Origin of the sequence: Cohnella sp. SGD-V74 (assembly GCF_003001675.1) — a bacterium.
Classification (GTDB): domain Bacteria; phylum Bacillota; class Bacilli; order Paenibacillales; family Paenibacillaceae; genus Cohnella.
Map to the genome: position 1 here is coordinate 114,515 of NZ_PVYW01000020.1, position 21,923 is coordinate 136,437.

Below are 21,923 nucleotides of genomic sequence, written 5' to 3' on the forward strand. Positions count from 1 at the left end.
TTTCAAGTCAAATGACGGCGAATGTACTGCACGCCCAGCCGCGCCGCGTCGTCCGGATGCGCCGCGTAATCCCGCCACAGATGCAGCCGCGAGATCAGGCCCGGAACCTGCCGGCCGAACGCCTCGATCGTCAGCCAGCCGCCGTAGCCGACGTCCTTCAGCACATCGAACGTTTCCTTCGGCACGGCATGGCCGCTTCCCGGCACGCCGCGGTTGTTCTCCGAAATGTGCACGTGGAAAATATGCTCCGCCGCCTCCCGCCACGCCCGCGGCACGTCGAGCTCCTCGATGTTGCCGTGGTGCGTGTCCGCGAGCAGGCCGACGTTCGGCAGACCGACCTGCCGCACGAAGCGGACGCCGTCCGCCAGCGTGTTGACCAGGTACATCTCGAAGCGGTTGATCGGCTCCAGCGCCAGGCGGACGCCCCGCTCCGCGGCATACTCCCCCGCCGCGCGCAGCGTCTCCACCGCATCGTTCCATTCGCCGGGCTGCGGCCCGCGTCCGCTGAAGCGGCCCAAGCCCTGGAACAGCGGACCGCACAGCAGGTCCCCGCCCATAGCGGCGGTGTTGTCGACGGCCAGCTTGAGCGTCTCCAGCGCGCCCTGCCTCAGCGCCGGGTCCGGGCTGGCCGGATCGGCGACGGCGGCGTCCAGCGCGGCGATTGCGGTGCAGCCGAGCTCAAGTTCCCGCAGCAGCGCGCCGAAAGCACGCGCATCCGCCGGCGCCATATTGTCGGCGGGCAGCTCCACGCCGTCGAAGCCCCATTCCTTGATCCGCCGCAGCAGCTCGCCATGGACGGACGGATCGGGCTTGTCCGTCCACAGCAGCAAATTCATTCCCACCTTCACGGCTCCGTTCACTCCCATGGCTTCAAAATGATTTTTCCGCTGTCCTGCGACGCCGACAGCTCGAACGCTTCCTGAATCCGGCTCATCGGGAACGTATGCGTAATGAGCAGATCGGTCAGCGGCGACCGCTCGATCACCTTCATCAGATCCGGATACAGCTTCAGGTTGTAATGCCAGGAGCCGATCAGATGAATGCCCTTGCGCAGCAGGTCGTCGCTGACGCGGATCGGCGTCTCGGAGAAGCACTCCCCGACGAACGCGACTTTGCCCTTGCGCCGGACGGCGTCAATCTGCAGCCGGTGCGCGGCGACAACGCCGGAGCAGTCGAGACCGCAGTCGGCTCCCCTGCCGCCGGTCAGCGCCTTCACCTGCGCAGCCGCGTCGGGATCACGGGGGTCGATCAGATGATCCGCGCCCATCCGGCGCGCCAGCTCCGCCCGGTAAGGATTCATCTCTACCGCGATGACCCGCGCCCCGCGGAACTTGGCGTTGACGACCGCGCCCAGACCGACCGGCCCGAGGCCGGTAATGAGCACCGTATCGAACGCGCCTACCTCCATCGCGGAGAACGCGCCGTGGGACGGCCCGAGCCCGCAGCAGGCCAGCGAAGCCTTCTCGTACGATACGCCGTCCGGAATCGGCGCGAGCAGCCACGACGGCTTGGACAAATATTGCGTCATCGTCGGCTCGTAATGGTTGAGCCCCCGCTCGCAGTGGATGAAATCGCCCGCGCGGCACAGCTCACATTCCCCGCACGGGTACTGCGGCATGACGACGACCCGGTCGCCAACCTTGACCGTGCTGCCCGGCGCGGTCTCGACGACTTCGCCGGCCGCCTCGTGCCCGAGGCAGTCGGAATGTTCGCCGCGGACGAAGCTTTTGTATTCGGCGCACATCGGCGCCGCATGCACCTTGACGAGCGCCCAGCCCTCCGGCAGGGCGGGCTTATCCCGCTCGACCAGCTCGGCGCGGCGTTCTCCCGTAATCGCGGCCACCTTCATCGTTGCTCGCCTCCCTCAATCTCTTGCTTTAACGGATCTTGCTCCGGGATGCGCCGCTCCAATTCGAGCGCCCAATGCATGCCGTTGATCAGCAGCCGCCGGAAAGCGGACAGCTCGAAATCCTCGGGATGCCCCATTGTCGTCGTAAAGACGCGGCCGCCTCCGGCGCGCGTTCTCGTCCAGACGACGGGCTGCACGCGCGGCGTCTCGCTCGTGTACGACCAGCCGTTGTCCTCCGGATTAACGGTCGCGCCGTTCAGCAAAATTTGCGCGCCCTCCGGCGGATACGGAAGCACCTGGTAGAGCCAGGAGCGGCATTCGAAATGCGTCGGTACGCCCCGCAAAATCGGATGCGGCTCCGCGCCCCAGGCGACCGACACGCTCGTCGACGAGGAATGGCCGAAATGGCGAATCCACGGCGCTCCGAGCACGTCGATGCCGAAGCCGTCGTTCCATTCGGCCAGCGGATGATCCTGCGGATATTGGAAGGCGTGCGTGCTCGTCCGCAGGCCGACGACCGGCTTGCCGGACGCCAGGTAATCGCGGATATGGCCGAACTGCTCCTCCGGCAGCTGCCGGAAGCGGATGTAGAAGACGGCCAGATCGGCCGTCCGCAGCGCCTCCAGTCCGGGGATGCTGACCGGGGACGCGGGGTCCGGGTCGGCCTGCAGCACCGTGGTCCATGCTCCGTATTTCCTTGCCTCCTCGGCCAGCAGCGGCATCGTTCTCTCCGATTCGTACTCGTCTTCGCCGCAGACGAACACGATCCGTCGGCCGCGCAGCGTATCATTCGAAGCTTCCATCGCGTTTCATTCCTCCTTCTCCCGGTAGACGAACCAATCGAAATCCGCGTGCCGCCCTGCGCCGGACAGGTCGTGGGCGCACAGGCAGACGAACGCCCCGGTAAAGCCCCAATCGGTGAAATAGCCGTCGACCAGATGCGTGGCGTATTCGTCCGATATTTTGCTGGCGTCCAGCGTCGGCCCGATTCCCTGCCAGTCCTGTCCGTCCAGCGAATAGCGGAAGCGCAGCTCGCGGCCGTTCAGCTCCAGCTTCAGATGAACGGGCGTCCCTTCCGGGATCGGAATATGCGGCTCCGTATGCTCGTCGTAGACGCCGTGATCGCCCGCGATAATCCCGATATTTTTGCCCAACGCCTCGTCGCGGCCGATGCGCAAATAATAGTAGTTTTGCGAATTGTAGTAGTACATCAAACCGGCCATCTGCTGGTACGTCTCCGGCTCGAATTCGACGACGGTCGCCGCTTCGCAGACGAACGCCTGCTGCCGGCGGCCGACGAGGCTGTGCCGGAACCGCGAGTTCGGCGACTCCATGCCGCGCAGCCGCAGGAAGCCGGGACGCTCGGTCAGCGTCGCCCAAGCTTCGGCGAAGGGTTGGCGCAGTGTCTGCCATTGCAGCCCGAGCGCTTCGCGGTCGAAATCGTCCTTGTCCGGCACGGACGGGAACGGATGGGCCGGCAGCGCCGGCCCCCGTACGATCGTCTCGGGCGTATTCCCGCCGGAGGCCAGCCGCAGCCAGCCGTCCGCCGTCCACTCGCAGCGCTGAAGCGCCGTCTCGCGCCCCAGGTTGCAGCGCCGGTCCGCGCCCTCGAGCGGCCTGCCGCACAGATGGGCGATATACCATTCCCCGCTCTGCGTTCGTACGAGACTCGCGTGGCCCGCCTTCTGCAGCGGCAGCTCCGGAGCGTGCCGTGACGTCAGCATCGGCCCGCGCGGATCGGTCTCGTACGGACCCTCCAGCGTTCGCGAACGCGCCGTCGTCACCGCATGCTCGTAGCTCGTTCCGCCTTCGGCGACCATCAGATAGTAGCGGCCATCCTGCTTGTAGAGATGGGGGCCTTCCGTCAATCCCAGCTCGGAGCCTGCGTAGATTTTGCGGGAAGGGCCGACCAGTTGACCCTCGTTGACAGAATATTCGCGCAAATAAATGCCGTTGAAGGCGTCTTTGCCTTTCCGGAAGTCCCATTGCATGTTCACGATCCATTTGCGGCCGTCGTCGTCATGGAACATCGACGGATCGAAGCCGCTGCTGTTCAGATACACGGGGTCGGACCACGGCCCCTCGATCGCCGGAGCGGTCACGACGTAGTTATGCGTGTCCTTGAACGCTCCGGCATGGCTCTTGACGTCGGTGTACACGAGGTAAAACAAGCCTGCGCCATCGTCGTAAGACAGGCACGGCGCCCAGACGCCGCCGGAATCGGGATTGCCCGTCATATCGAGCTGGCCGGGCCGGTCCAGAGGGCGGCCGAGCGGCCGCCAATGGACAAGGTCCCTGGAATGATGAATTTGCACGCCCGGAAACCACTGGAACGTCGAAGTCGCCATATAATAATCCTCGCCGACTCTGACGATAGAAGGGTCCGGGTGGAAGCCGCGAAGAATCGGATTGCGGATTTCGGCCTGCTCCCGGCTCATTTGCCTCACATCCTTTGCTGTCGGCCTCTATTATAGGATTTCTGCGAAATCGCTAACAATCAAGGAATGGAACCTGATCTTGTCATTTTGGAACCTTCTGCTTCGCTTACTTCGTTTTGTTCAGATCGGCGTCGTAGGCGCTCTGCAGAATGGCCAGATAGTCGTTTAATCTGAGACCGTCGAGGCCTTGGACGTAGCCGTCCCATTCCTTGGCGATGTCCTTGTGGCCGGTAATGAATTGCAGCATGTTCGACTTGACGTAGTCCTCGAGCGTCGCTTTGAACTGGGCGGCTTTCTCCCCGTCCTCGGCGCTGATGAAAATGTCGATCGGGAACATCTCGCCTTCCTTCGGCTCGAAGCCCTCGTATTTCTTCGTCTCCGTCACCAGGCGCAGCTCGTAGCCTTCCGGCGACATCATGTCCTGGGAGACGGCTTCCGATTCGAAGCGCTCGCGCGGCCGGAAATCCGGCCCGGCCTGATCCCATCCGTCGGTATGGATCGTCTCTGAACGGTAGGACGGATCGACCTGGTAGCTGGCCTGTTCGCCGTTGACAGTCAGTTGGCCATCGTCCGCCTTACGCCACGAATGGCCTTGGACACTGAACACCTGCCCCCATGTGCCTTCCTCGGTCCACAAGTAATCCAGCAGCTTGATCGCGGCGATCTGCTGCTCTTCATTGGCCTTGTCGGTAATGACGAAGCGTCCCTGGTTGCCGACCGACTTGTAGTAGCCGGACAGTTGCACGCCTCCCGGTCCTTTCAGCGGAGGAACCGCGACGTAATCGTAGTTGCGCGGATCGGTGCCCGCCACCGCCATCTGCGCGTGTCCGATCGCGAACGCGCCGAGGATCGTATCTCCCGGATTGTTGCCGAGCTGCTGCAGCCCTTCCGGATTTTGCGTGAACGCCTGCGGGTCGATCAAGCCGTCCTTGTACAGCGAGGCCATATAGCTCAGACCGTCCCGCCATTCGGACTGGGCCGCCGACAGCTGCACCTGGCCGTCCTTGACGCGGATGTAGGAGTAAGGCTGTCCGTCCCCGGTATTGTAAATAAAGGCGTTCATCAGGAAGCCGGTCAGATCCCCGTGCCACGTATTCAGCGCGCCGCTGAGCGGAATTTCGTCGGCGACGCCGTTGCCGTTCGGGTCGCCCGTCTTGAACGCGCGCAGTACGTCCGCGAACTCTTCGGTTGTCGTCGGCATCTCCAGATTGAGCTTGTCCAGCCAGTCCTGGTTGATCCACAGCTTCTGCGCGTACCAGCAGTGATAACATTCGTTGACCTGCGGCATCGCGTAGATGTTGCCGTCCGAGGAGGTGACCGCCGTCTTCAGGTCGGGACGCTCCGCGAAAATTTGCTTGATGTTCGGCGCGTATTGATCGATGAGATCGTTCAGCGGGAGGAATACGCCCTGCTTGCCGAATTTCATCTGCTCGGCCGGCGTGAAGTTGCCGCTGAGGAACATCGCCGGATAGTCGCCGCTGGCCATCAGCACGTTGCGCTTGTCGTTGTTGTCGTTCGGCGGACCGACCGTAAATTCGAGCTCGACGTTCGTTTTCTCCTCGACCTGCTTCGTGAACGGATTGTCCAGCGTCGTCAAATTCGGCGACTGGTTGATGAACGCGGTCAGCTTGACCCGTGCGGCCGCCTCTCCGCCGTTTTGGCCCGACGGACTTCCTCCTTGCTCCGAATTTCCGCCGTTCGAGCAGGCGCTCAGCAGCAGCGTCGCAATCAGACCCAGACCCGCAAGCTTGCTCCATTTTTTTCTCATTTCGGACACCCTCCGCAATCGTAATAGGATACAGCTTCGTTTCTCCCGGCCTATCGTTTGTCTATTTTAACCTTTCAAAGAACCGATCATGACCCCCTTCACGAAGTGCTTCTGAACGAATGGATATAGGATAAGGACCGGCAGGCTGGAGACGACGATCAGAGAAAATTTCAGCAAATCCTTCATCCCCTGTCTGGCTTCCATTGTTCGTACGTCCACCATCATCGAATTGTCGACGGAATTCTGAATGAGAATTTCCCGCAAAATCAATTGAAGCGGATATAAATCGGCGCTCTTGAGGAAAATCAGCGCGTCGAAATACGCATTCCAGGCGGTGACGGCGTACATCAGCACGAGCACCGCGATAATCGGCTTGGACAGCGGCAGCGCGATCGACCGCAGGAAGCGCAGGTCGCTGCAGCCGTCCATCTCCGCCGCCTCGTTCAGTTCCTCGGGAATCGTCTCCTGGAAGAACGTTCTGGCGATGAACACCTGCCACACCGCGATCGCCTGAGGCAGCAGCAGCGCCCAGCGGGTGTCGATCAGGCCGAGATTTTTGACGACCAGGTAATAAGGAATCAGCCCGCCGCTGAAAATCATTGTGGCGATGAGCAAATACATCAGAAACGTTCTGCCGTAAAACGTGCGCTTGGACAGCGGATAAGCGATGGCGATCGTCAGCGCGACGCTGATCAGCGTGCCGAAGCCCATATAGAAGATCGAGTTGCCGTAACCCGCCCAGATGCGCGGATTTTGCAGCACGGCCGTATAGCCCTTGAGCGAAAATTCGACCGGGAACAGCCACACCCGTCCGGCCACGACCGCCTGCGGCGAACTAAACGACGAGCTGACGATGTAGATGAGCGGATACAGCACCGCGATCAGCACGGCGAACAGCACGACGTAGATGACAATCAGCAGCGCCTTGTCCGACAACGGTTCCCTGATTTTGTTGGATGCCGCCATAGCCATATTAGAACAACCCCGTTCCCGTTGCGCGTCTTGCCCCGAAGTTGGCAAGCAGGATCAACCCCAGGTTGATCAGCGAATTAAACAAGCCGACGGCGGCCGAGAAGCTGTAGTTGGCTTGCACGAGCCCGACCTTGTACACGTAGGTCGAAATAATCTCGGACGCGCTCGTATTGAGCGGATTTTGCAGCAAATACACTTTCTCGAAGCCGATGTTCAGCAACTGTCCCATGTTCAGGACGAGCAGCAGCACCATGATCGGCATAATGCTGGGCAAATCGATATGAATCATTTTCTGCAGCCGACTGGCGCCGTCCAGCTTGGCCGCCTCGTACAGCTGCGGATTGACGCCGGCCAGGGCGGCGATATAGATGATCGCGCTGTAACCCGTAAACTGCCAGACGTCGGAGAAAACGAAAATCGTCGTGAACAGGGACGGCTCGCCGATAAAGTTGATCGATTCGAAGCCCAGCGCCGTGCGAATGTGATCGATCGCCCCGATCCGCGGCGCCAGAAACAGCAGAATCATCGACACCATAACGACGGTGGAAATGAAATACGGCGCATAGGTGACCATCTGCACAGCGCGCTTGAACAAGCCGTTGCGCAGCTCGTTGATCATCAGGGCCAGCAGAATCGGCGCCGGGAATCCGACGGCCAGCGCGTACAGGCTCAGAAACAGCGTGTTCTTAATCAGCATCCAGAAGTTCGGATGACGGAAAAACTCCTCGAAGTGCTTGAAGCCGACCCAGGGACTGCCCCAGATTCCCTGCTTCGGACTCAGATCCTTGAAGGCGATCTGCACGCCCAGGATCGGGACATACTTGAATAAAATGAAATAAGTGATCGGCAGCGCGATAACGATGTACAGCTGCCAGTGACGGCGCATTTGCCGCAGCGCGCCGCGCCGGGACGTTTGCCCAGGCGGCCCGATCCGGGCATAGGCCGCGGCCGATGCATTCGTCGTGTTGGACATGTTGCAACCCCCTCCTCGTCTGACTGATTGGTGCGATGGGGCAACTATACCGCGGAATTATCCGCTCCGGCAATTGACAAGAATCCGGCGCTTAACAAAAATCGGACCGGGCTGCAGAGCCCGGTCCGACCAGTCACTATACTATTTTCCGCGCTTAACCGGAACGCTCCCGGCGGTAATCTCCGGGCGGAATTCCGACGATGCGCTTGAAGACGCGGGTGAACGATACCGGATTCAGATAACCGACCCGCTGGCCGATCTCCTGAACCGACAGATCGCTCCCGCGCAGCAGCTCCTTGGCCAGTTCCACCCGGCGATCGATCAGAAAGTCGATGAACTTGATATCGAACTGCTCCTTGAACAAGGCGCTGACGTTTTTCGAAGGGATATCGAACTGCTCGCTCAGATGAACGAGCGACAAGTCGGGATTGGCGGCGTTCTCGTCGATGTATTCTCTCATCCGGATCGCGATCTCGCCCGCGCCGCCCTTGGCCGTCTTCTCAGCCATGACGTATTCCAACTTCTCCAGTATGCCGAGAATTTCTTCCTGCGCGTCCTCCAGCGTCTCGAACTGGTCGATAACGTCCCGCGTAATCGCTTTGTTCGTCTCAACCGCCTCGTCGTCCAGCATCGTTCCCTGAATATGCTCGAACAGATGGTATGCGAAATAATTCAGCAGGTTGACGATGTCGTCGCGCTTCAGCCGATTACTCCTGTACTGCTCGTACATCGCCGCGTATTTGGACCGCCAATCCGGCTCCATCATCCGGAAGGAATAGACGAGCCGGCGAATGCGCTCCAGGTGGGCGTACAATTCGACCGAAGCGCCCTCCTCCGTCTCCCAGTAGCCGATCGTACGGTCGCTGCCGAGCACAGCCCGGCAATTGACCGCTTCGACGGCCGACTTGTAGGACGTTTTGAGCTGCGCGACGCTGTCGGCCGCTTTGCCGACCCCGATCGTGACGGTAAAGGTCAGGTTGCTCCGAATCCACTGCAGAGCGTTGTCGGACAGCTTCAGAATGCGATCTGTCAGCGCCAGGGAATCGTCCTCCTGCACGTAGACGAACCCGCATATCTCCTTGTCGTTGATCCATTCGCTCCAACTGCGCAGCCCGTGCTTCTGCACGAGCTCGACGTACATGTTCTGGATAATGAAGCGGAACAAAATCATGTCCTGTTCCTTGTAGCGCGACAACGCGTCGGAATACTTGTCGATGGAGACGATGACGACCGCCGCCTGCTTAAAGCCTCCGGTAAAGCCGTGGCTCTCCATCTCGGCGTTCCATTCCTCGCTCGCCAGCGAACGGGAGCCGCTCATCACTTCGAGGAAAATCGATTTTTTGCGGTAGCCGATATTGAGGTCGGACTGGGATTTGAACAGGTTAAATCGCTGGACAAGGGAATCCAGCGTTGATTCGATGTAATGGAACTCGTTGCGCTCTTCTCCGCCGCGTTCTCCCGAGGCGTGCGAGATGCGGTCCAGCTTGGAGATGAGCGCCCGCAACGGCTTGTAATTGCGGTGCGTCATGTAGAAAATCGCCAGAAGGCCGACAACGGCAACGAGCAGCGCCAGCGCGATCCAGACGTTGGAGAACGCGCGCAGAAGCGCGAAGCCGCTTCCCTTCGCCAGACCGCTCTCATAGGTCCAGCCCGTATAGTCCGACACCGTCGACGCGATAGCGGTGCGGCCCGACGTCTCGTCCGCCGCGATCAAGATCGGCTCGTCCCCCTGGCCCGTCACCGTCACATAGCTGGACGTCCGGTCGATCCGCTGCGAGACGAGTTGGGCCAGAGCGCTCGCCCTGACGTTAACGATCATCAGCCCGCTCTCGCCGCGATTGGTCAAATATTTGCGCGCCAGCGAGATGACCGCCTCCTCGCGCGACGCCGGGAATTCCTTGAAGAGACGCTGGTCCGTCCAATGGTACGAATAGCCGTCCTGCCGCAGCTCGCCCACGAAATCGCGATCCGGATACCGCTCCAGCGGAGTTACCGTATTCGTGCTGAGCACGTAGCTGTCGCTGTCACGCACGAGATAGACCGAATGGATCTGCGGATTCAACTGCTTCATGTTGTTGAATTCCTTGGTCGCCTGATAGGTGAAAAAAGCCGGAGGCTGGCCCGACTGATTGAAGTAATCGAGCAGGTTGAATTCCGGGGAATTGCTGTTGCGCGTCTGCATCGTCACCATCAGTTGATCGATGGACGCCAGCGTCTGCTCGACGCTCTGCATCATTTGATTGTTCACGCTCGCGTAGATGCGCGACGTATCCTGCTGCGCGCGCTCGCTGAGCACCTGAAAGAAAATGAAGAACAAAAAAGAAATCATCAGAAAAAATACCGGCATGTACGAGAACAATAAGCGGTAATACCATGTTTTTCGCATTTCAACCCCTCCAATTTTCCAGAGCCGCCGGGGGCATAAAGTAAGCGCTTGCGAGGAAATTAGCGTCAAGTCTGCTCATTTTATCAGGAAAGCCGATGCTTTTACAATGGGGGAAAATGGAGCGAATTCGCCTGTGACTCGGACGAAACGTCCGAGGACTCCTCTGCGTTCCGCTCCGCAAGCTTCCGGTAATCCCGCGGGCCGACGCCCATCTGGCGGCGGAACAGCTCCGCGAAATGATTGTAGTTGCGGAAGCCGACATCGAACGCCGCCTCGGTCGCGGTTCTCCCGGAGTGCCCGATCAGCAAAGCCGCTTGGCGAATGCGCATCCGGTTTAACGATCCGATCAAGGTAAGGCCCGTCTCCTCCTTAAACAGATGGGACAGTCTGGAGGCGGATAATCCTACCGAACGGGCGATGTCCTCGATCCTTGGCGTTTCGCTCATATGCGCGGACAGATCATGCAGAATTTCCTCCACACGCGGATCCAGCTTTCTCCATCCGCGCTCTGCCATGATCAGAAGCACGCCGCGCAGCTCGTTCTCGCAAACCTGCTGCCAGAGAGAGCGCCGTTCCCGGGAATCCCGCAGCACGTTCCTTAGCGCGCGGTAAACGCGCCGCTGCAGATGTCGGCTTCCTAACGCCGTGACCGTCAGCTCTTCACGGGGAAAATAGCGGATTTCCTCCAGTTCCGGAAAGTGCGCCCAAATAAAGTTCCAACAGCTCCCCGGAGTCGTACCGTATTCGTGGGGTACTCCGCCGCGCAGCAAAACCGCGTCTCCGGCTCCGCAGCGTTTCTCCCCGGAAGCCGTGCGAAAATAGCCGCTCCCACCAACTGTGTAAGCCAACAGCCAATCATTCATTCCTTCCGGCCTTCTTGTTATGTAACGATCTGATTCGTTGAAATGTCCGGCGAAAATCGTGCCGTACGCCGGAGCTGCGTAGCTTCCGACGCTGTCGTACACGGTCAAGCGACCCCCTCCTTCTTCCGGCCGAAGCGCGGCCCTTCTATTATAATCGCCTGGAGGACCAGCGTCATTGGCATTTCGGAACGAATCGCAGCTCTTTGGCAGAAACGTTCGTCCCTTTTGAAGTCGAAACGCAAAGACGGCATCGGGGAAGCTTCCCCCCGATACCGCTGGATTCAACTTTGAAATCCCTTGACTTCAAACCCCCGAATAAGCCATAAACCCGCCGTCGACCGGTACCGTGACGCCCGTCACGAAACCGGAGGCGGAGTCGTCCACGAGCCACAGCAGCGTGCCGAGCAAGTCCTTGGGCTCTCCGAACCTTCTCATCGGGGTATGCGTAATGATTTTGTGGGAACGTTCCGTCAGCGTCCCGTCTTCGTTCGTGAGCAGCCGGCGGTTTTGTTCCGTCAGGAAAAAGCCCGGCGCGATCGCGTTCACCCGGATGCCCGCTTCGGCCATGTGTACGGCGAGCCACTGCGTGAAGTTGTCGATCGCCGCCTTGGCCGCGCTGTAAGCCGGTACTTTCGTCATCGGACTCGGCGCGCTCATGGAAGAAATATTGATCACCACCGCGCCTTGCTTGCCGATCATTCGTTTCGCGAAAATTTGCGTGGGGATGAGCGTCCCGAGGAAGTTCAGATTCAGCACCGAGGAAAATCCGTCCACCGTCAGGTCGAAAAACGTTTTGACGTCCGGCCGGTTCAAATCCTCCGCCTGGAAAATTTCCTTACTCGTCACCCCGTCGGGATGGTTGCCGCCCGCGCCGTTGATCAAAATGTCGCAGCCTCCGAACGTTTCCGTTACGATCTGATCCGCCTTCGCCACGCTGTCCGCGTCCAGAACATTGCAGGAGACGGAGATCGCTTCGCCTCCGGAAGCGTTGATCGCATCGGCCACGGCCTGCCCCTTCTCCGCGCTCCGGTTGAGCAAGGCCACCTTGACTCCGTATCGGGCCAGCTCCTTCGCCATCTCCGAGCACAGCACGCCGCTGCCTCCGGTGATAACGGCGACTTTTCCGCGCACCCCTTGCTTATAAGACGTCATCGGCCGCTCCCCTCCACGATCGCTTTTTTCTCCCGCACAACCGAATCCCAGACGCCCCACAAATACATGATGCCGAGCGCTCTGTCGTACAAGCCGTAGCCGGGGCGGCATTTCTCGTCCCAGATGTGTCGTCCGTGATCCGGTCTGGCGTATCCGGTAAAGCCGGTTTCGGCATACGCCCGCACGATGCCCGCGATATCGACCGAGCCGTCCCGGGTGCGGTGCGAAGTCTCGATAAAGTCGCCGTTGTCGTACACTTTCACGTTGCGGATATGAGCGAACGGGATACGGCCCGCGAATTCCTTGACCATCGCCGCGATATCGTTGTCGGGGTTCGCGCCCAGCGATCCGCTGCACAGCGTGACTCCGTTCGACGGGCTGTCCACGAAGTCCAGAATGCGGCGAATATCGTCCCTGTTTTTGACGATGCGGGGCAAGCCGAAAATGGAGAACGGCGGATCGTCGGGGTGGATGCCCATTTTAATGTCGTAATGCTCGGCGACGGGAACGACTTGCTCCAGGAAGTAGCGAAGATTGCTGCGCAAATCGTCCTCGGTCACGCCCCGGTACGCGTCGAACAATTCGCTCAGCCTGCCGAGCCGTTCCGGCTCCCAGCCCGGCATCGTAAAGTCCGGGTTGTCGGCGATCTGGCGGACGAGCTCCATCGGATCGATGTCCCGGATTTTGGCCTTTTCGAAAAACAACGCAGTCGAGCCGTCTTCCATTTCTTTGTACAAATCCGTCCTCGCCCAATCGAACACCGGCATGAAGTTGTAACAGATTGTTTTCACGCCGACGGAGGCCAGCTTCGCGATCGTCTTCTTATAGTTCTCGATATAGCGGTCGCGCGAAGGCAGCCCCAGCTTGATGTCCTCGTGAACGTTTACGCTCTCGACGACTTCTAGATGCAGGCCGGACTGCTCGGACAGCCGCTTGTAGGCCATAATTTTGTCCATCGGCCATTCCTCGCCCGCCGGTACGTCATGGAGCATCCATACGATGCCCTCCACGCCGGGAATCTGCCTGATCTGCTTCAGCGTAACCGTATCGTTGCCTTCTCCGTACCATCTGAATACCATTTTCACCGCTTGATCTCTCCTCTGGTTTTCTGGATTCTATGCCCTGAAGCGAAAATAAGCTTTTGCGTTGCGATAAGAAATATCCCGTACGAGGCCGCCAAGCCACTCCAGATCATAGGGCGCTTCGCCGTTCTCCACCCATTCCCCGAGCAAATTGCACAGAATTCTGCGAAAATACTCATACCGGGTAAAGGAAAGAAAGCTGCGGGAATCGGTCAGCATGCCGACGAAACGGCCCAGCATGCCGATATTCGCCAGGGAAGTCAGCTGCGCAATCATGCCGTCCTTCGTATCGTTGAACCACCATGCGGAGCCGAGCTGAATTTTACCCGGAATGCCGTCCCCTTGAAAAGATCCGATAATCGAAGCCAAAATGTCGTTATCGTTCGAGTTGAGAGAATACACGATCGTGCGGGGCAGCGCGCCTTCGCGGTCCAGGGCGTCCAGCAGGCCAACAAGCGGCTTGGCCAATGGCTGGTCGTTCATCGAGTCGTGCCCGGTGTCCGGCCCGAGCTTGGCGAACGCCCGGCCGTTGTTGTTCCGATGTGCATGGAGGTGAAGCTGCATGACCCATTCGCGCTTGGCGTACCCTCTGCCCAGCTGCAGCAGCGTAAACGTCTTATACCGGGCTTCTTCTTCCTCGCTGACGGCTTCTCCTTTTATCGCTTTGTTGAAAACCGCTGCAGCTTCCTCGTAGGAGGTCGCCGCGAACGGAACGTCGTCCAGCGCATGATCGGAGACGCGGCAGCCCAGCTCGTGAAAGAAATCCAATCGTCTTTCGAGCGCGGCCAGAAGCTCGCCGTAGTCCGAGATGGAGCCGTTCGTCGCCTCCTCCAGCTTCCGCAGCCAGGGAAGGAACGCCGCGGCGCGAACGTTCAGCGCCTTGTCCGGCCGGAAAGAGGGCAGAACAAGCGTACCGGTTCGCTCCTCCTTGTTGATCGCCGCATGGAGCCCAAGCGTATCCGGCCCTTCCTCCTTGCGAATCGCCGCACGGAGTCCAAGCGCCCCCGCTCCCTCCTCCTTGCGAATCGCCGCATGGTGCTCGAGCGAGTCGGCCGGATCGTCCGTCGTGCAGATGACCTCTACGTTGCTTTTGCGAATGAGATCGCGTACCGAATAGCCTTCTCCCTCGAAGCAGGCCTTCGTCTTGTCCCAGATCGTTCGGGCGTTGGCCTCGGTAATCAGGTCGTTCACGCCGAACAAGCGGCGGAGCTCCAGATGCGACCAGTGGAACAGCGGATTGCCGATCGTATACGGCACCGTGCGGGACCAAGCGAGAAACCGCCCGTAGTCGTCCGCGCCGGAACCGCCTGTCACGTATTTCTCCTCGACGCCGTTCGCGCGCATCGCCCGCCATTTGTAGTGGTCGCCGTACAGCCAAGCTTCCGCAAGGTTGGCGAACCGTTTGTTCTCCGCGATCTCCCGCGGGTCCAGGTGACAGTGGTAATCGATGATTGGCAGAGACGCCGCGTAATCGTGGTAAAGCCTGACCGCCACGTCGTTCTTCAGCAAAAAGTTCTCGTCCAGAAACGGCTTCACGCGCAATAAACCTCCTTTTCGCAGCCTTCCTATGGTATGTTATCTTCATCGGGAACTAAGGCCCGCAAGCTTCAAGCAGGGAAAGGAAAGAGCTCGGATGACCTACGTACAAGCCTTCAATTTGAACGAGATGAAGCTCTACTATGCCTATCGGCGGACAAGCGCCGACTCCGAGCAGTTTCAAGGCACGTTCCACGCGCATCAGGGCATCGAGATTTTGATCATCCATGAGGGCAGCGGAACCCTTGTCGTCGACCAGAAAAGCTATGAAGTCGCCCCCGGCATGCTGTGCGTATTCCAGCCCTATCAACTGCATCATATCCAGATGGACATTTTGCCGCACAGTCCCTTCGTGCGCACCGTCATTCAGTTCGAGCCTTCGCTCTACGAAGACTATTTCGATAAATGGCCCGGACTGCTCGCCTTCTTCAAGCAGATCCACACGAGCAAGCTTCCTTATCCGTGCCTCTACAACCTGGGCGAGGACGATCCGCTTCACGCGCTGCTTCAGCGCTTCGACCGCAAGCGCTCCTCGATCGGAAAGAGGGACGAGCCGGAGGAATTTTCGCTGTTCCTGATCGAATTTTTCCATGCCTTCAAGTCGATCTGGGAGACGAGATCCGGACAGCTCGGCTCGGGGCTCACGCGCAAGGTGCATCAGGCGGAGCGCATCCTCGTCTGGCTGGAGAGCCATTACGCCGAGCCGCTGCGGCTGAAGCAGATGGCCGCCGAGCTGCATCTGTCGCCGTACCATCTGTCCCATCTGTTCAAGGAATGCACCGGATCCAGCATCTCCGACTACGTCACGGCGAGACGCTTGCAGCAGGCGATCAAGCTGCTGACCTCGACGGATCAGGCCGTCGCCCGCATCGGCGAAGCGATCGGGGTGACGAACTGCTCCTACTTCTGCAAGCTGTTCAAATCCCATTACGGAGTCACGCCGCACCAATACCGCAAGCTGGCGCTGAAGCCGCCCGACGTTACCGCCGTCCCGCGTTCGTGACGACGATCGCGTCGCGCTGCGCGATCAGGCACAGCTCCGCCGCCTTGAACGCATGCTCCTGCGTCATCGCGTTCTCCGTGCGGTGCAGGCAGTCCAGAATAAATTGACCGAAATACGGGAACCCCGTCTGGCCGTTCACAGCAAAATGACGCTCGCCCTCATGGTTCACCAAATACACGTGATCGCCCGTCTGCTCGCGCCTGCGTCGCGAAATTGTCGACCGACGTCTTCTTCTCGTAGAAATGCGTCGCGTTCGCCTGAATGCCCGCTCTGGTGTAGAACTTGTTCTCCGGGTCCAGCGGAAGCCTCACAAGCTCGCCGGTACTGGCCGAGGCGTAGATCGCCGTAATGAGCTCCAGCGTTTGCCGGCCGCTCTCGCCGTCGATCAGCAGCTGCGCTCCGGTCTCGATCGTCGTCAGCACGTTGTCGATCTGCCCGGCGTGCCCTTCGTGCTCGACCTCGGGCAGCTCGTCGTAGAGCGACTGCAGCCGCTGCTCCAGCTCCTCGTTCGGCTCGGGGAAGCCGTTGGACGTCGAATTGGACGCTTTCACTTTCCAGGGAACGGACACTCGCGCCTTATCTCCCTGGAAAATCAATTGCTGCTCCTCGCCGTGATGAACGACGGAACTGGTCACTTGCCCCAAGGAACCGTTGCCGAAGCGCAGCAGCGCGACGGAAATGTCCTCGACCTCGGCGTTATCGTGCGAGACGTTGCTCATGAACGCCTGCACCTCCGTCGGACTGCCCATCATCCACAGCAGCGCATCGATATGATGAACGGCGTGGTTAAGCGTCGGTCCGCCGCCTTCCTTCTCCCATGTGCCGCGCCACCAGAGATCGTAATAGCAGTGGCCCCGCCACCAGAAGGAATCGACTTGCACATGACCGATCCTGCCCATCAATCCGCCGTCCAGCACCGACTTCAGCTTCATCATCGGCGTCTTGAAACGGTTCTGGGCGACGACGGACAACCGTTTCTCCGTTCTCCGCTGGGCTTCGATCATCCGGTCGCACTCTTCGAGAGAAGACGCCATCGGTTTCTCCACGATCACATGCGAGCCCGCTTCCATGAATTCCTCCGCCAGCGCCGCGTGCGTGTAGGGCGGCGTGCAGATCGAGACGAGGTCGATGTCTTCCCCCAGCAGTTCCTTATAATCGCCGACCGCTCGCGCGTTCAGTCCGAATTGCTCGATTCGTTGGCTCGCTTTGTCCGCGTACAGATCGGAGATCGCCACGATGCGGCACCGCTCCGGAAACCGCAAATAACCCTCGATGTGCGCCGCCGAAATCGCCCCCGCTCCGATGATCGCCACATTTAACATCCTTACCTGCCCCCTTCTGCTTGTTCTGGTCCTAGCATATCAAGGAAGAGCGAATACAAGTGACGCTACTTTGTACAAAAATGACGCTGCTTTGCGGTTATATCCGCCCGAAGTGTCGGTTCACGCCCTAGTCGAGATAGGCAGGCTATTCGTTCATTCGCTATAATGGAGATACGTTTCACCACCTTGTCCGATAAGGAGCATAGCGATGATCCATCTCACCCGCGCGCCCGTGGCGCACACGCAAATGCTGATCAGAAAGCCGGTCGAGCAAGTATTCGAAGCGTTCGCAGATCCGGCGATTACGACGAAGTTCTGGTTTACGAAAAGCAGCGGCAGGCTGGAGGAAGGCAAGACGATTCGCTGGGATTGGGAAATGTACGGGGTAGGCGCCGATGTCGCAGTCAAGCAGGTCGTGCAAAACGAACGTATCGTCATCGAATGGGGAGCTCCGAACGCCAGCACCGTGGAGTGGACGTTCTCGCCTCGGGACGAGGGGACGTTCGTGACGATCACGAACGCGAATTTCACGGGGAGCGGAGACGATATCGTCATGGAGGCGATCGACTCCATGGGCGGATTTACGATGGTGCTGTGCGCGCTTAAGGCGCTATTGGAGCATGGCGTCGTCTTGACCGTTGTCGCCGATCGCGCTCCGGACAGCTACGCGCAATCGTAATCCGCGTTATGCGGGGCGGTCGTCAGGACGAATAGCCGTCCAGCTCGACCGCCCCTAATCAAACCGTTAGCGCAGAATCCCTTTCGCTTTCGCTTCTCCCAGCCATAACGGAAACTCGTTCAGCAGCTTGTCGTACAGCTGTTCGTCCGTGATCGCCGCGATATCGTCGATATGAAAGAAGTTGGCGTTATCGACCACTCTTCCCGGCAGCGTATCCAGCTGGCTCAGAACTTCGAAGTCGGCGTCGCCGATGCCGACGAATTGCCAGAAGATCGGATGAACGGCCGCCTCCGCGAGCGTTCTCTTCGTCGGTCTGACCACTCCGCCGTCGTTAATGAAAATGATGAATACCGGCGTGGACTCCGGCTCTTCCTTCACGTATTTGCGGATGACGTCTTCCATGACTTGGGGCTCGTTGTTTCTCCCAAACTTGTGAATCGAGGGATCGTTCAGAATGCGGGTTTCTACGTAGCCGCCGAAATCCCGCTCCGTCACCGGGGTCAATCTGCTGAATTCATGATCGTACACCCAGACGTCCAGCGCTCCGTTATCGTCGAACCGACACGCCACCGCCAGCATCCGTTCCACGACTTCCTGAACAGTGCCGTTGCCGTACAATTTTCTCATCGATCCCGTGATATCGAGTACAAGTCCGACTCTGGCGACAACTCCGGACAGCTGCTTCTTCTCCAGCATCAGCCCGACCGTTCTCTTGCGCAGATCGATGGTCGACAGCATCAGCGGTTCGGCCGCGGCCGCCGCCTCGGAAGCGGCAGGTTCCTCCTCGCGCACTTCCAATCCGAAGCTCTCGCACAGCGCTTGCAGCCCGCCGAAGAATCCGCTCCCGACTGCACGGAACTTCCACTCTCCTTGGTAGCGGTACAATTCTCCTGCGACGACGGCCGTCTCCATTCCGAGATCCGAACCGAAGTCGAATCGGCCAATTTCCTCCCCGTCTGCCGCATCGATGAGTCTTACGTACAGTCCGGATACGTCTTTCATCGTATGGCCTTGCTTCTCTCCTTCGTGGATCGTCACCGTCAAGGCGATTTTGTCGGCGGATTCCGGCACGCTCTGCAGTGAAATCCGAATCGCCTCCCGATCCTCTCCCTCCGCCGCGGAATGCGTAACGGCGCCCCCGAAACCATGAGGATTGCCGTAGAAGACGAAATGCTCGTCCCGCTCGCACTTGCCCCGCTCCGACAACACGAACCCGGCAGCATCGATGCCGATCCGCGCATTGTCGCACTTCCACCCGAAATGGACGGCCAGCTCGCTCACGTTCCTGCCCTTTGTCACGTCGACCTTCTGCCCTTTGACCAGCACTCTACCAGCCTCCCTATCTTTCTCACCCCTAAATTATAGCAAATCAGGAATAAAAAACGACTATAGTCTTTTTCGCTGGTCACAGCTCTTTCCGAGTGAGTTATTATACCTATTGAAGCAATCATGAAGGGAGAAATCGCCATGGACGCCAACGCCGGCACTCGTTCCATCTCGGAAGAGCCCGCTTTGACGATTGATTGTAAGGATGTTCTTCTAAGGGAATTCGCCGTTGGCGATCTGGACGCTTTTCATGCGCTCACCTGGCAGCCGGAAATATATGAATACTTGCCCGGTTGGAACGTGTCTAAGGAGCAGCGGAAAGATTGGCTGATTAACTATGAGATTCCGGAGAACGAACGGTTTTTCCATGCGGTGTCGCAAGGGGAGGACGTCGGCGAGCTTCGGCTTAGATTGGCGATTATTTGGAAGAAGACGGGGGAATTCATCGGGTGGTGCTGCTCGGGGATCAAGGAGGAATTGCCGCCGCCCAACCGGGAAATCGTGTATGCCGTCTCGAAGGATCATAGAGGCAAGGGCTATGCCGCCCAAGCCTCGCAAGGAATGATCCGATATTTATTCGAGAGCGCGAACGTGGAGGCGCTCAGCGCCATCGCTCTATTAAATAACGTCCCTTCGAATAAAGTCATACACGAATGCGGCTTTAACTTTCAAGCGATTATCGAAATCGATAACGAGAAATATAACCATTACGCGCTTTGTAAAAAAGATTGGGCAGACAGACGAGAGGACGCAATGCTCCTCAGTTTGCTGCCGCAGCCCGATTGAGCGAGGTTGCAGCAGCTTCGCCATCTTGGTTACGCGACTTCCGGAACGCTCCCAAGATGCGGCCGCGAGAGTCAGCGGGGGCTTGCCGGTTCAACGCCCCGCACGCTCCACAGGGCGCAGCGGCAGCGATACAGCCAATTCGCGGCCGCCGCGCTGAACGCGAGCGTCAAGCCGGTCGGCGCTGGCCGAGATCTGCGGAGCCTCGCCGCCTTCTTCGCCGTCAACGGACAGCGCGAACAGGAACGCCGCCTGATCCAACGCGCGCAAGTCGATTCGTTTCGTTGGCCCGGCATAGATCGGAAGATCGACGAACAGCCTGCCGCCCTTCTCGTCGGACTCTACGCTCCACTCGCGCGGCAGCTCTCCGCCGAAAACCGCGTACCCGCAATTCAGCCGCAGCGTCAGCCCGCTGATGCGCACCGTCGCCAGCTCGCCCTGCACATCCGCCTCGACCCGCTCCAGACAACCGCCAAGTTCAAGCCGCAACCGGAAGTCGGCGGCTTCGATCTCCCCTTCGGTCCTATCGAGATTGGGGTGGGTATCGCCGCCGTTGGTGATGAAGCTGACGCCGAACAGCAGCTCGCCGCCTTCCTGAGCCGAGTGCAGGACGGCCGAGCAGAAATCGTAGCCGTCGTGCAGACAGCGGAAGTGCGCATAGGTCGGCTCGCCTCCGTTGTCCGCATACAGCAGCAGCGCTCGCCGCTGGTTCCACAGAATTTCCCGGCTGAAGCTGCCCAGCGCGTACGTCTCCGTCATATGGGTGACCGCCCATTTGTCGGTTTCTCCGCCGCTGGCCGGCTCGTAGCATTCGCGAATATCCCGGACTTCCGCCGTCAGAAACCGCTCTCTGAATCGTTCCGGGCAGCGGAAGCCGATGCCATACCATCCCTCTTCGTAAGGCAGCTCCTCCCATGGGAAAAAGCTCAGGGCGCCTTCCGTCGCGAGCTGCAGGAACGCCTTGTGCTCGTCGCTCAGCAGCGTCCGATAGCTGCGGCTGTGCGGCCCCGCCCAATTTCTTGTCGCCGCATGGAAATGCTCTGCCACGCTGGCCCACGCCATATCGATCAATTCGTCCGCAAGCCGCTTGGCCTCGGGATTGCGCGTCGATGTAGACAGCTTGCTCAGCTCCAACAGAGCGATATAGGTGTATGTCGGACTGTTATACTCCTGGAACGTTTGCCGATCCCGCGTAAAAGCCGCGATCCGTTCCAGCCGGCGCATCCCGTAGCTGCTGTAGTCCTCTCGCTCGTACAGCTCTCCGGCAATCAAGGTGACCAGCGTTCCCATTACGGCGATATTCGTATATTCGGGGCCGACATTACGCCGAATGATGGCGTCGCAGGCGTTCCCGATCGTCTCTTGAACCTCTTCCCGCAAGGATGCCGGGAAACGATGTCCGTGGCGCAGAACGGCGAGCACAAGCACCTTTCCGCAAAAATCGGCCCAGTTCCAGTCCGGCGGCGACATCTGCTCGAGCGGCTCCTCGTAAAACCACGACCAGATTCCGAATGTCGCGCTGGCCGGGTCCTTATCCTGCATCCCCGCAAGCTGCCCGATGATATCGAAGGCCCGCCGCTCGTACCGTTCTTCCTCCGTATCCAGCAGTCCGAGAGCGTAAACCAGCGATTTATAAGTGGAATGAATCGTCTCGGCCTGCTTGATCGTCGTATGATAGCCCGGGCTGCTGAATGGGGAACCGAGCATGCGGATTTGCGGATTGTAGCTCCCCTCCTTCGCTTCGATCGCCCGAAGCAGCATGCTATGTTGATCTATCGTCGATTTCATCCG

Annotated in this window: 18 protein-coding genes and 2 pseudogenes; 3 read left to right on the plus strand and 17 right to left on the minus strand. The window is 59.4% G+C overall.

Translation table 11 applies throughout. From position 1 onward, the window contains the following. Positions 1 to 2 precede the first annotated feature (2 nt). From B0G52_RS26555 to B0G52_RS26610, 12 genes are all read right to left on the minus strand, one after another. Entirely contained in the window at positions 3 to 848 is an 846-nt protein-coding gene (locus B0G52_RS26555) for a sugar phosphate isomerase/epimerase family protein (RefSeq protein WP_158223883.1), read from the minus strand. A gap of 8 nt (positions 849 to 856) precedes the next feature. Then, positions 857 to 1,849 (minus strand): zinc-dependent alcohol dehydrogenase, encoded by a 993-nt coding sequence (locus tag B0G52_RS26560; protein ID WP_094048941.1) that lies wholly within the window; start codon positions 1,847 to 1,849, stop codon positions 857 to 859. Then, positions 1,846 to 2,652: a ThuA domain-containing protein gene (locus B0G52_RS26565; protein ID WP_094048943.1), complete on the minus strand. Its 807-nt coding sequence runs from the start codon at positions 2,650 to 2,652 to the stop codon at positions 1,846 to 1,848. The genes B0G52_RS26560 and B0G52_RS26565 overlap by 4 nt, the downstream gene beginning before the upstream one ends. A 6-nt stretch (positions 2,653 to 2,658) precedes the next feature. Further along, entirely contained in the window at positions 2,659 to 4,287 is a 1,629-nt protein-coding gene (locus tag B0G52_RS26570; RefSeq protein ID WP_094048945.1) for a glycoside hydrolase family 43 protein, read from the minus strand. Between the two features lie 106 nt (positions 4,288 to 4,393). Further along, positions 4,394 to 6,055, minus strand: a complete 1,662-nt coding sequence (locus B0G52_RS26575; protein ID WP_094048947.1) for an ABC transporter substrate-binding protein — start codon at positions 6,053 to 6,055, stop codon at positions 4,394 to 4,396. Between the two features lie 66 nt (positions 6,056 to 6,121). Further along, positions 6,122 to 7,027, minus strand: coding sequence for a carbohydrate ABC transporter permease (locus B0G52_RS26580; RefSeq protein WP_094048949.1), 906 nt, complete (start codon positions 7,025 to 7,027; stop codon positions 6,122 to 6,124). Between the two features lies 1 nt (position 7,028). Continuing rightward, the gene (locus B0G52_RS26585) at positions 7,029 to 8,000 is read right to left on the minus strand and encodes an ABC transporter permease (RefSeq protein ID WP_094048951.1); all 972 of its coding nucleotides are present in this window, start codon (positions 7,998 to 8,000) and stop codon (positions 7,029 to 7,031) included. 154 nt (positions 8,001 to 8,154) lie between these two features. After that, positions 8,155 to 10,386, minus strand: coding sequence for a helix-turn-helix domain-containing protein (locus tag B0G52_RS26590; protein ID WP_094048953.1), 2,232 nt, complete (start codon positions 10,384 to 10,386; stop codon positions 8,155 to 8,157). 101 nt (positions 10,387 to 10,487) lie between these two features. Continuing rightward, complete coding sequence (locus tag B0G52_RS26595; RefSeq protein WP_233163091.1) at positions 10,488 to 11,351, minus strand: helix-turn-helix domain-containing protein; 864 nt, start codon at positions 11,349 to 11,351, stop codon at positions 10,488 to 10,490. Positions 11,352 to 11,552: 201 nt separating this feature from the next. Beyond that, positions 11,553 to 12,401 (minus strand): SDR family oxidoreductase, encoded by an 849-nt coding sequence (locus tag B0G52_RS26600; RefSeq protein WP_094048955.1) that lies wholly within the window; start codon positions 12,399 to 12,401, stop codon positions 11,553 to 11,555. Next, a complete protein-coding gene (gene uxuA, locus B0G52_RS26605; RefSeq protein ID WP_094048957.1) occupies positions 12,398 to 13,486 on the minus strand; it encodes a mannonate dehydratase in 1,089 nt (362 codons plus the stop codon). Before uxuA ends, B0G52_RS26600 begins: the two co-directional genes overlap by 4 nt. 30 nt (positions 13,487 to 13,516) lie before the next feature. After that, positions 13,517 to 15,019, minus strand: coding sequence for a glucuronate isomerase (locus B0G52_RS26610; RefSeq protein ID WP_094048959.1), 1,503 nt, complete (start codon positions 15,017 to 15,019; stop codon positions 13,517 to 13,519). A 97-nt stretch (positions 15,020 to 15,116) separates the two neighbouring features. Between B0G52_RS26610 and B0G52_RS26615 the strand changes: the two genes are divergently transcribed. Beyond that, complete coding sequence (locus B0G52_RS26615; RefSeq protein WP_233163081.1) at positions 15,117 to 16,022, plus strand: helix-turn-helix domain-containing protein; 906 nt, start codon at positions 15,117 to 15,119, stop codon at positions 16,020 to 16,022. Here B0G52_RS26615 and B0G52_RS26620 read toward each other — a convergent pair. Both B0G52_RS26620 and B0G52_RS26625 read right to left on the minus strand, forming a co-directional pair. Then, a pseudogene (locus tag B0G52_RS26620) lies at positions 16,000 to 16,221 on the minus strand (Gfo/Idh/MocA family protein); the annotation flags it as partial. The gene B0G52_RS26615 and the pseudogene B0G52_RS26620 overlap by 23 nt on opposite strands. After that, positions 16,181 to 17,344, minus strand: coding sequence for a Gfo/Idh/MocA family protein (locus B0G52_RS26625; RefSeq protein ID WP_094048961.1), 1,164 nt, complete (start codon positions 17,342 to 17,344; stop codon positions 16,181 to 16,183). The pseudogene B0G52_RS26620 and the gene B0G52_RS26625, both read right to left, overlap by 41 nt. A 208-nt stretch (positions 17,345 to 17,552) precedes the next feature. Here B0G52_RS26625 and B0G52_RS26630 point away from each other — a divergent pair, with 208 nt between their 5' ends. Beyond that, positions 17,553 to 18,023 carry an SRPBCC family protein gene (locus B0G52_RS26630; protein ID WP_094048963.1) on the plus strand — a complete coding sequence of 157 codons (471 nt, stop codon included), beginning with the start codon at positions 17,553 to 17,555 and terminating at the stop codon, positions 18,021 to 18,023. Between the two features lie 66 nt (positions 18,024 to 18,089). Here the strand turns inward: B0G52_RS26630 and B0G52_RS36330 are convergent, their stop codons facing one another. After that, the gene (locus B0G52_RS36330) at positions 18,090 to 18,761 is read right to left on the minus strand and encodes a vWA domain-containing protein (protein WP_233163093.1); all 672 of its coding nucleotides are present in this window, start codon (positions 18,759 to 18,761) and stop codon (positions 18,090 to 18,092) included. A gap of 75 nt (positions 18,762 to 18,836) precedes the next feature. Continuing rightward, positions 18,837 to 19,349, minus strand: a pseudogene (locus B0G52_RS36335) (TerD family protein); the annotation flags it as partial. A 141-nt stretch (positions 19,350 to 19,490) separates the two neighbouring features. On the opposite strand from B0G52_RS36335, the gene B0G52_RS26640 reads away from it, so the two are divergent. After that, positions 19,491 to 20,135 carry a GNAT family N-acetyltransferase gene (locus tag B0G52_RS26640; protein ID WP_094048967.1) on the plus strand — a complete coding sequence of 215 codons (645 nt, stop codon included), beginning with the start codon at positions 19,491 to 19,493 and terminating at the stop codon, positions 20,133 to 20,135. Between the two features lie 90 nt (positions 20,136 to 20,225). Here B0G52_RS26640 and B0G52_RS26645 read toward each other — a convergent pair whose 3' ends face one another. Then, complete coding sequence (locus B0G52_RS26645; protein ID WP_094048969.1) at positions 20,226 to 21,920, minus strand: hypothetical protein; 1,695 nt, start codon at positions 21,918 to 21,920, stop codon at positions 20,226 to 20,228. Between the last annotated feature and the right edge of the window lie 3 nt (positions 21,921 to 21,923).

Excerpts from the sequence above, each read along its gene's own strand:
- B0G52_RS26560 (WP_094048941.1), bottom strand. The coding sequence starts at position 1,849 with ATGAAGGTGGCCGCGATTACGGGAGAACGCCGCGCCGAGCTGGTCGAG.
- B0G52_RS26565 (WP_094048943.1), bottom strand. The coding sequence starts at position 2,652 with ATGGAAGCTTCGAATGATACGCTGCGCGGCCGACGGATCGTGTTCGTC.
- B0G52_RS26570 (WP_094048945.1), bottom strand. The coding sequence starts at position 4,287 with ATGAGCCGGGAGCAGGCCGAAATCCGCAATCCGATTCTTCGCGGCTTC.
- B0G52_RS26575 (WP_094048947.1), bottom strand. The coding sequence starts at position 6,055 with ATGAGAAAAAAATGGAGCAAGCTTGCGGGTCTGGGTCTGATTGCGACG.
- B0G52_RS26580 (WP_094048949.1), bottom strand. The coding sequence starts at position 7,027 with ATGGCTATGGCGGCATCCAACAAAATCAGGGAACCGTTGTCGGACAAG.
- B0G52_RS26585 (WP_094048951.1), bottom strand. The coding sequence starts at position 8,000 with ATGTCCAACACGACGAATGCATCGGCCGCGGCCTATGCCCGGATCGGG.
- B0G52_RS26590 (WP_094048953.1), bottom strand. The coding sequence starts at position 10,386 with ATGCGAAAAACATGGTATTACCGCTTATTGTTCTCGTACATGCCGGTA.
- B0G52_RS26600 (WP_094048955.1), bottom strand. The coding sequence starts at position 12,401 with ATGACGTCTTATAAGCAAGGGGTGCGCGGAAAAGTCGCCGTTATCACC.
- B0G52_RS26615 (WP_233163081.1), top strand. The coding sequence starts at position 15,117 with ATGACCTACGTACAAGCCTTCAATTTGAACGAGATGAAGCTCTACTAT.
- B0G52_RS26625 (WP_094048961.1), bottom strand. The coding sequence starts at position 17,344 with ATGTTAAATGTGGCGATCATCGGAGCGGGGGCGATTTCGGCGGCGCAC.
- B0G52_RS26630 (WP_094048963.1), top strand. The coding sequence starts at position 17,553 with ATGATCCATCTCACCCGCGCGCCCGTGGCGCACACGCAAATGCTGATC.
- B0G52_RS36330 (WP_233163093.1), bottom strand. The coding sequence starts at position 18,761 with ATGCTGTCGACCATCGATCTGCGCAAGAGAACGGTCGGGCTGATGCTG.
- B0G52_RS26640 (WP_094048967.1), top strand. The coding sequence starts at position 19,491 with ATGGACGCCAACGCCGGCACTCGTTCCATCTCGGAAGAGCCCGCTTTG.
- B0G52_RS26645 (WP_094048969.1), bottom strand. The coding sequence starts at position 21,920 with ATGAAATCGACGATAGATCAACATAGCATGCTGCTTCGGGCGATCGAA.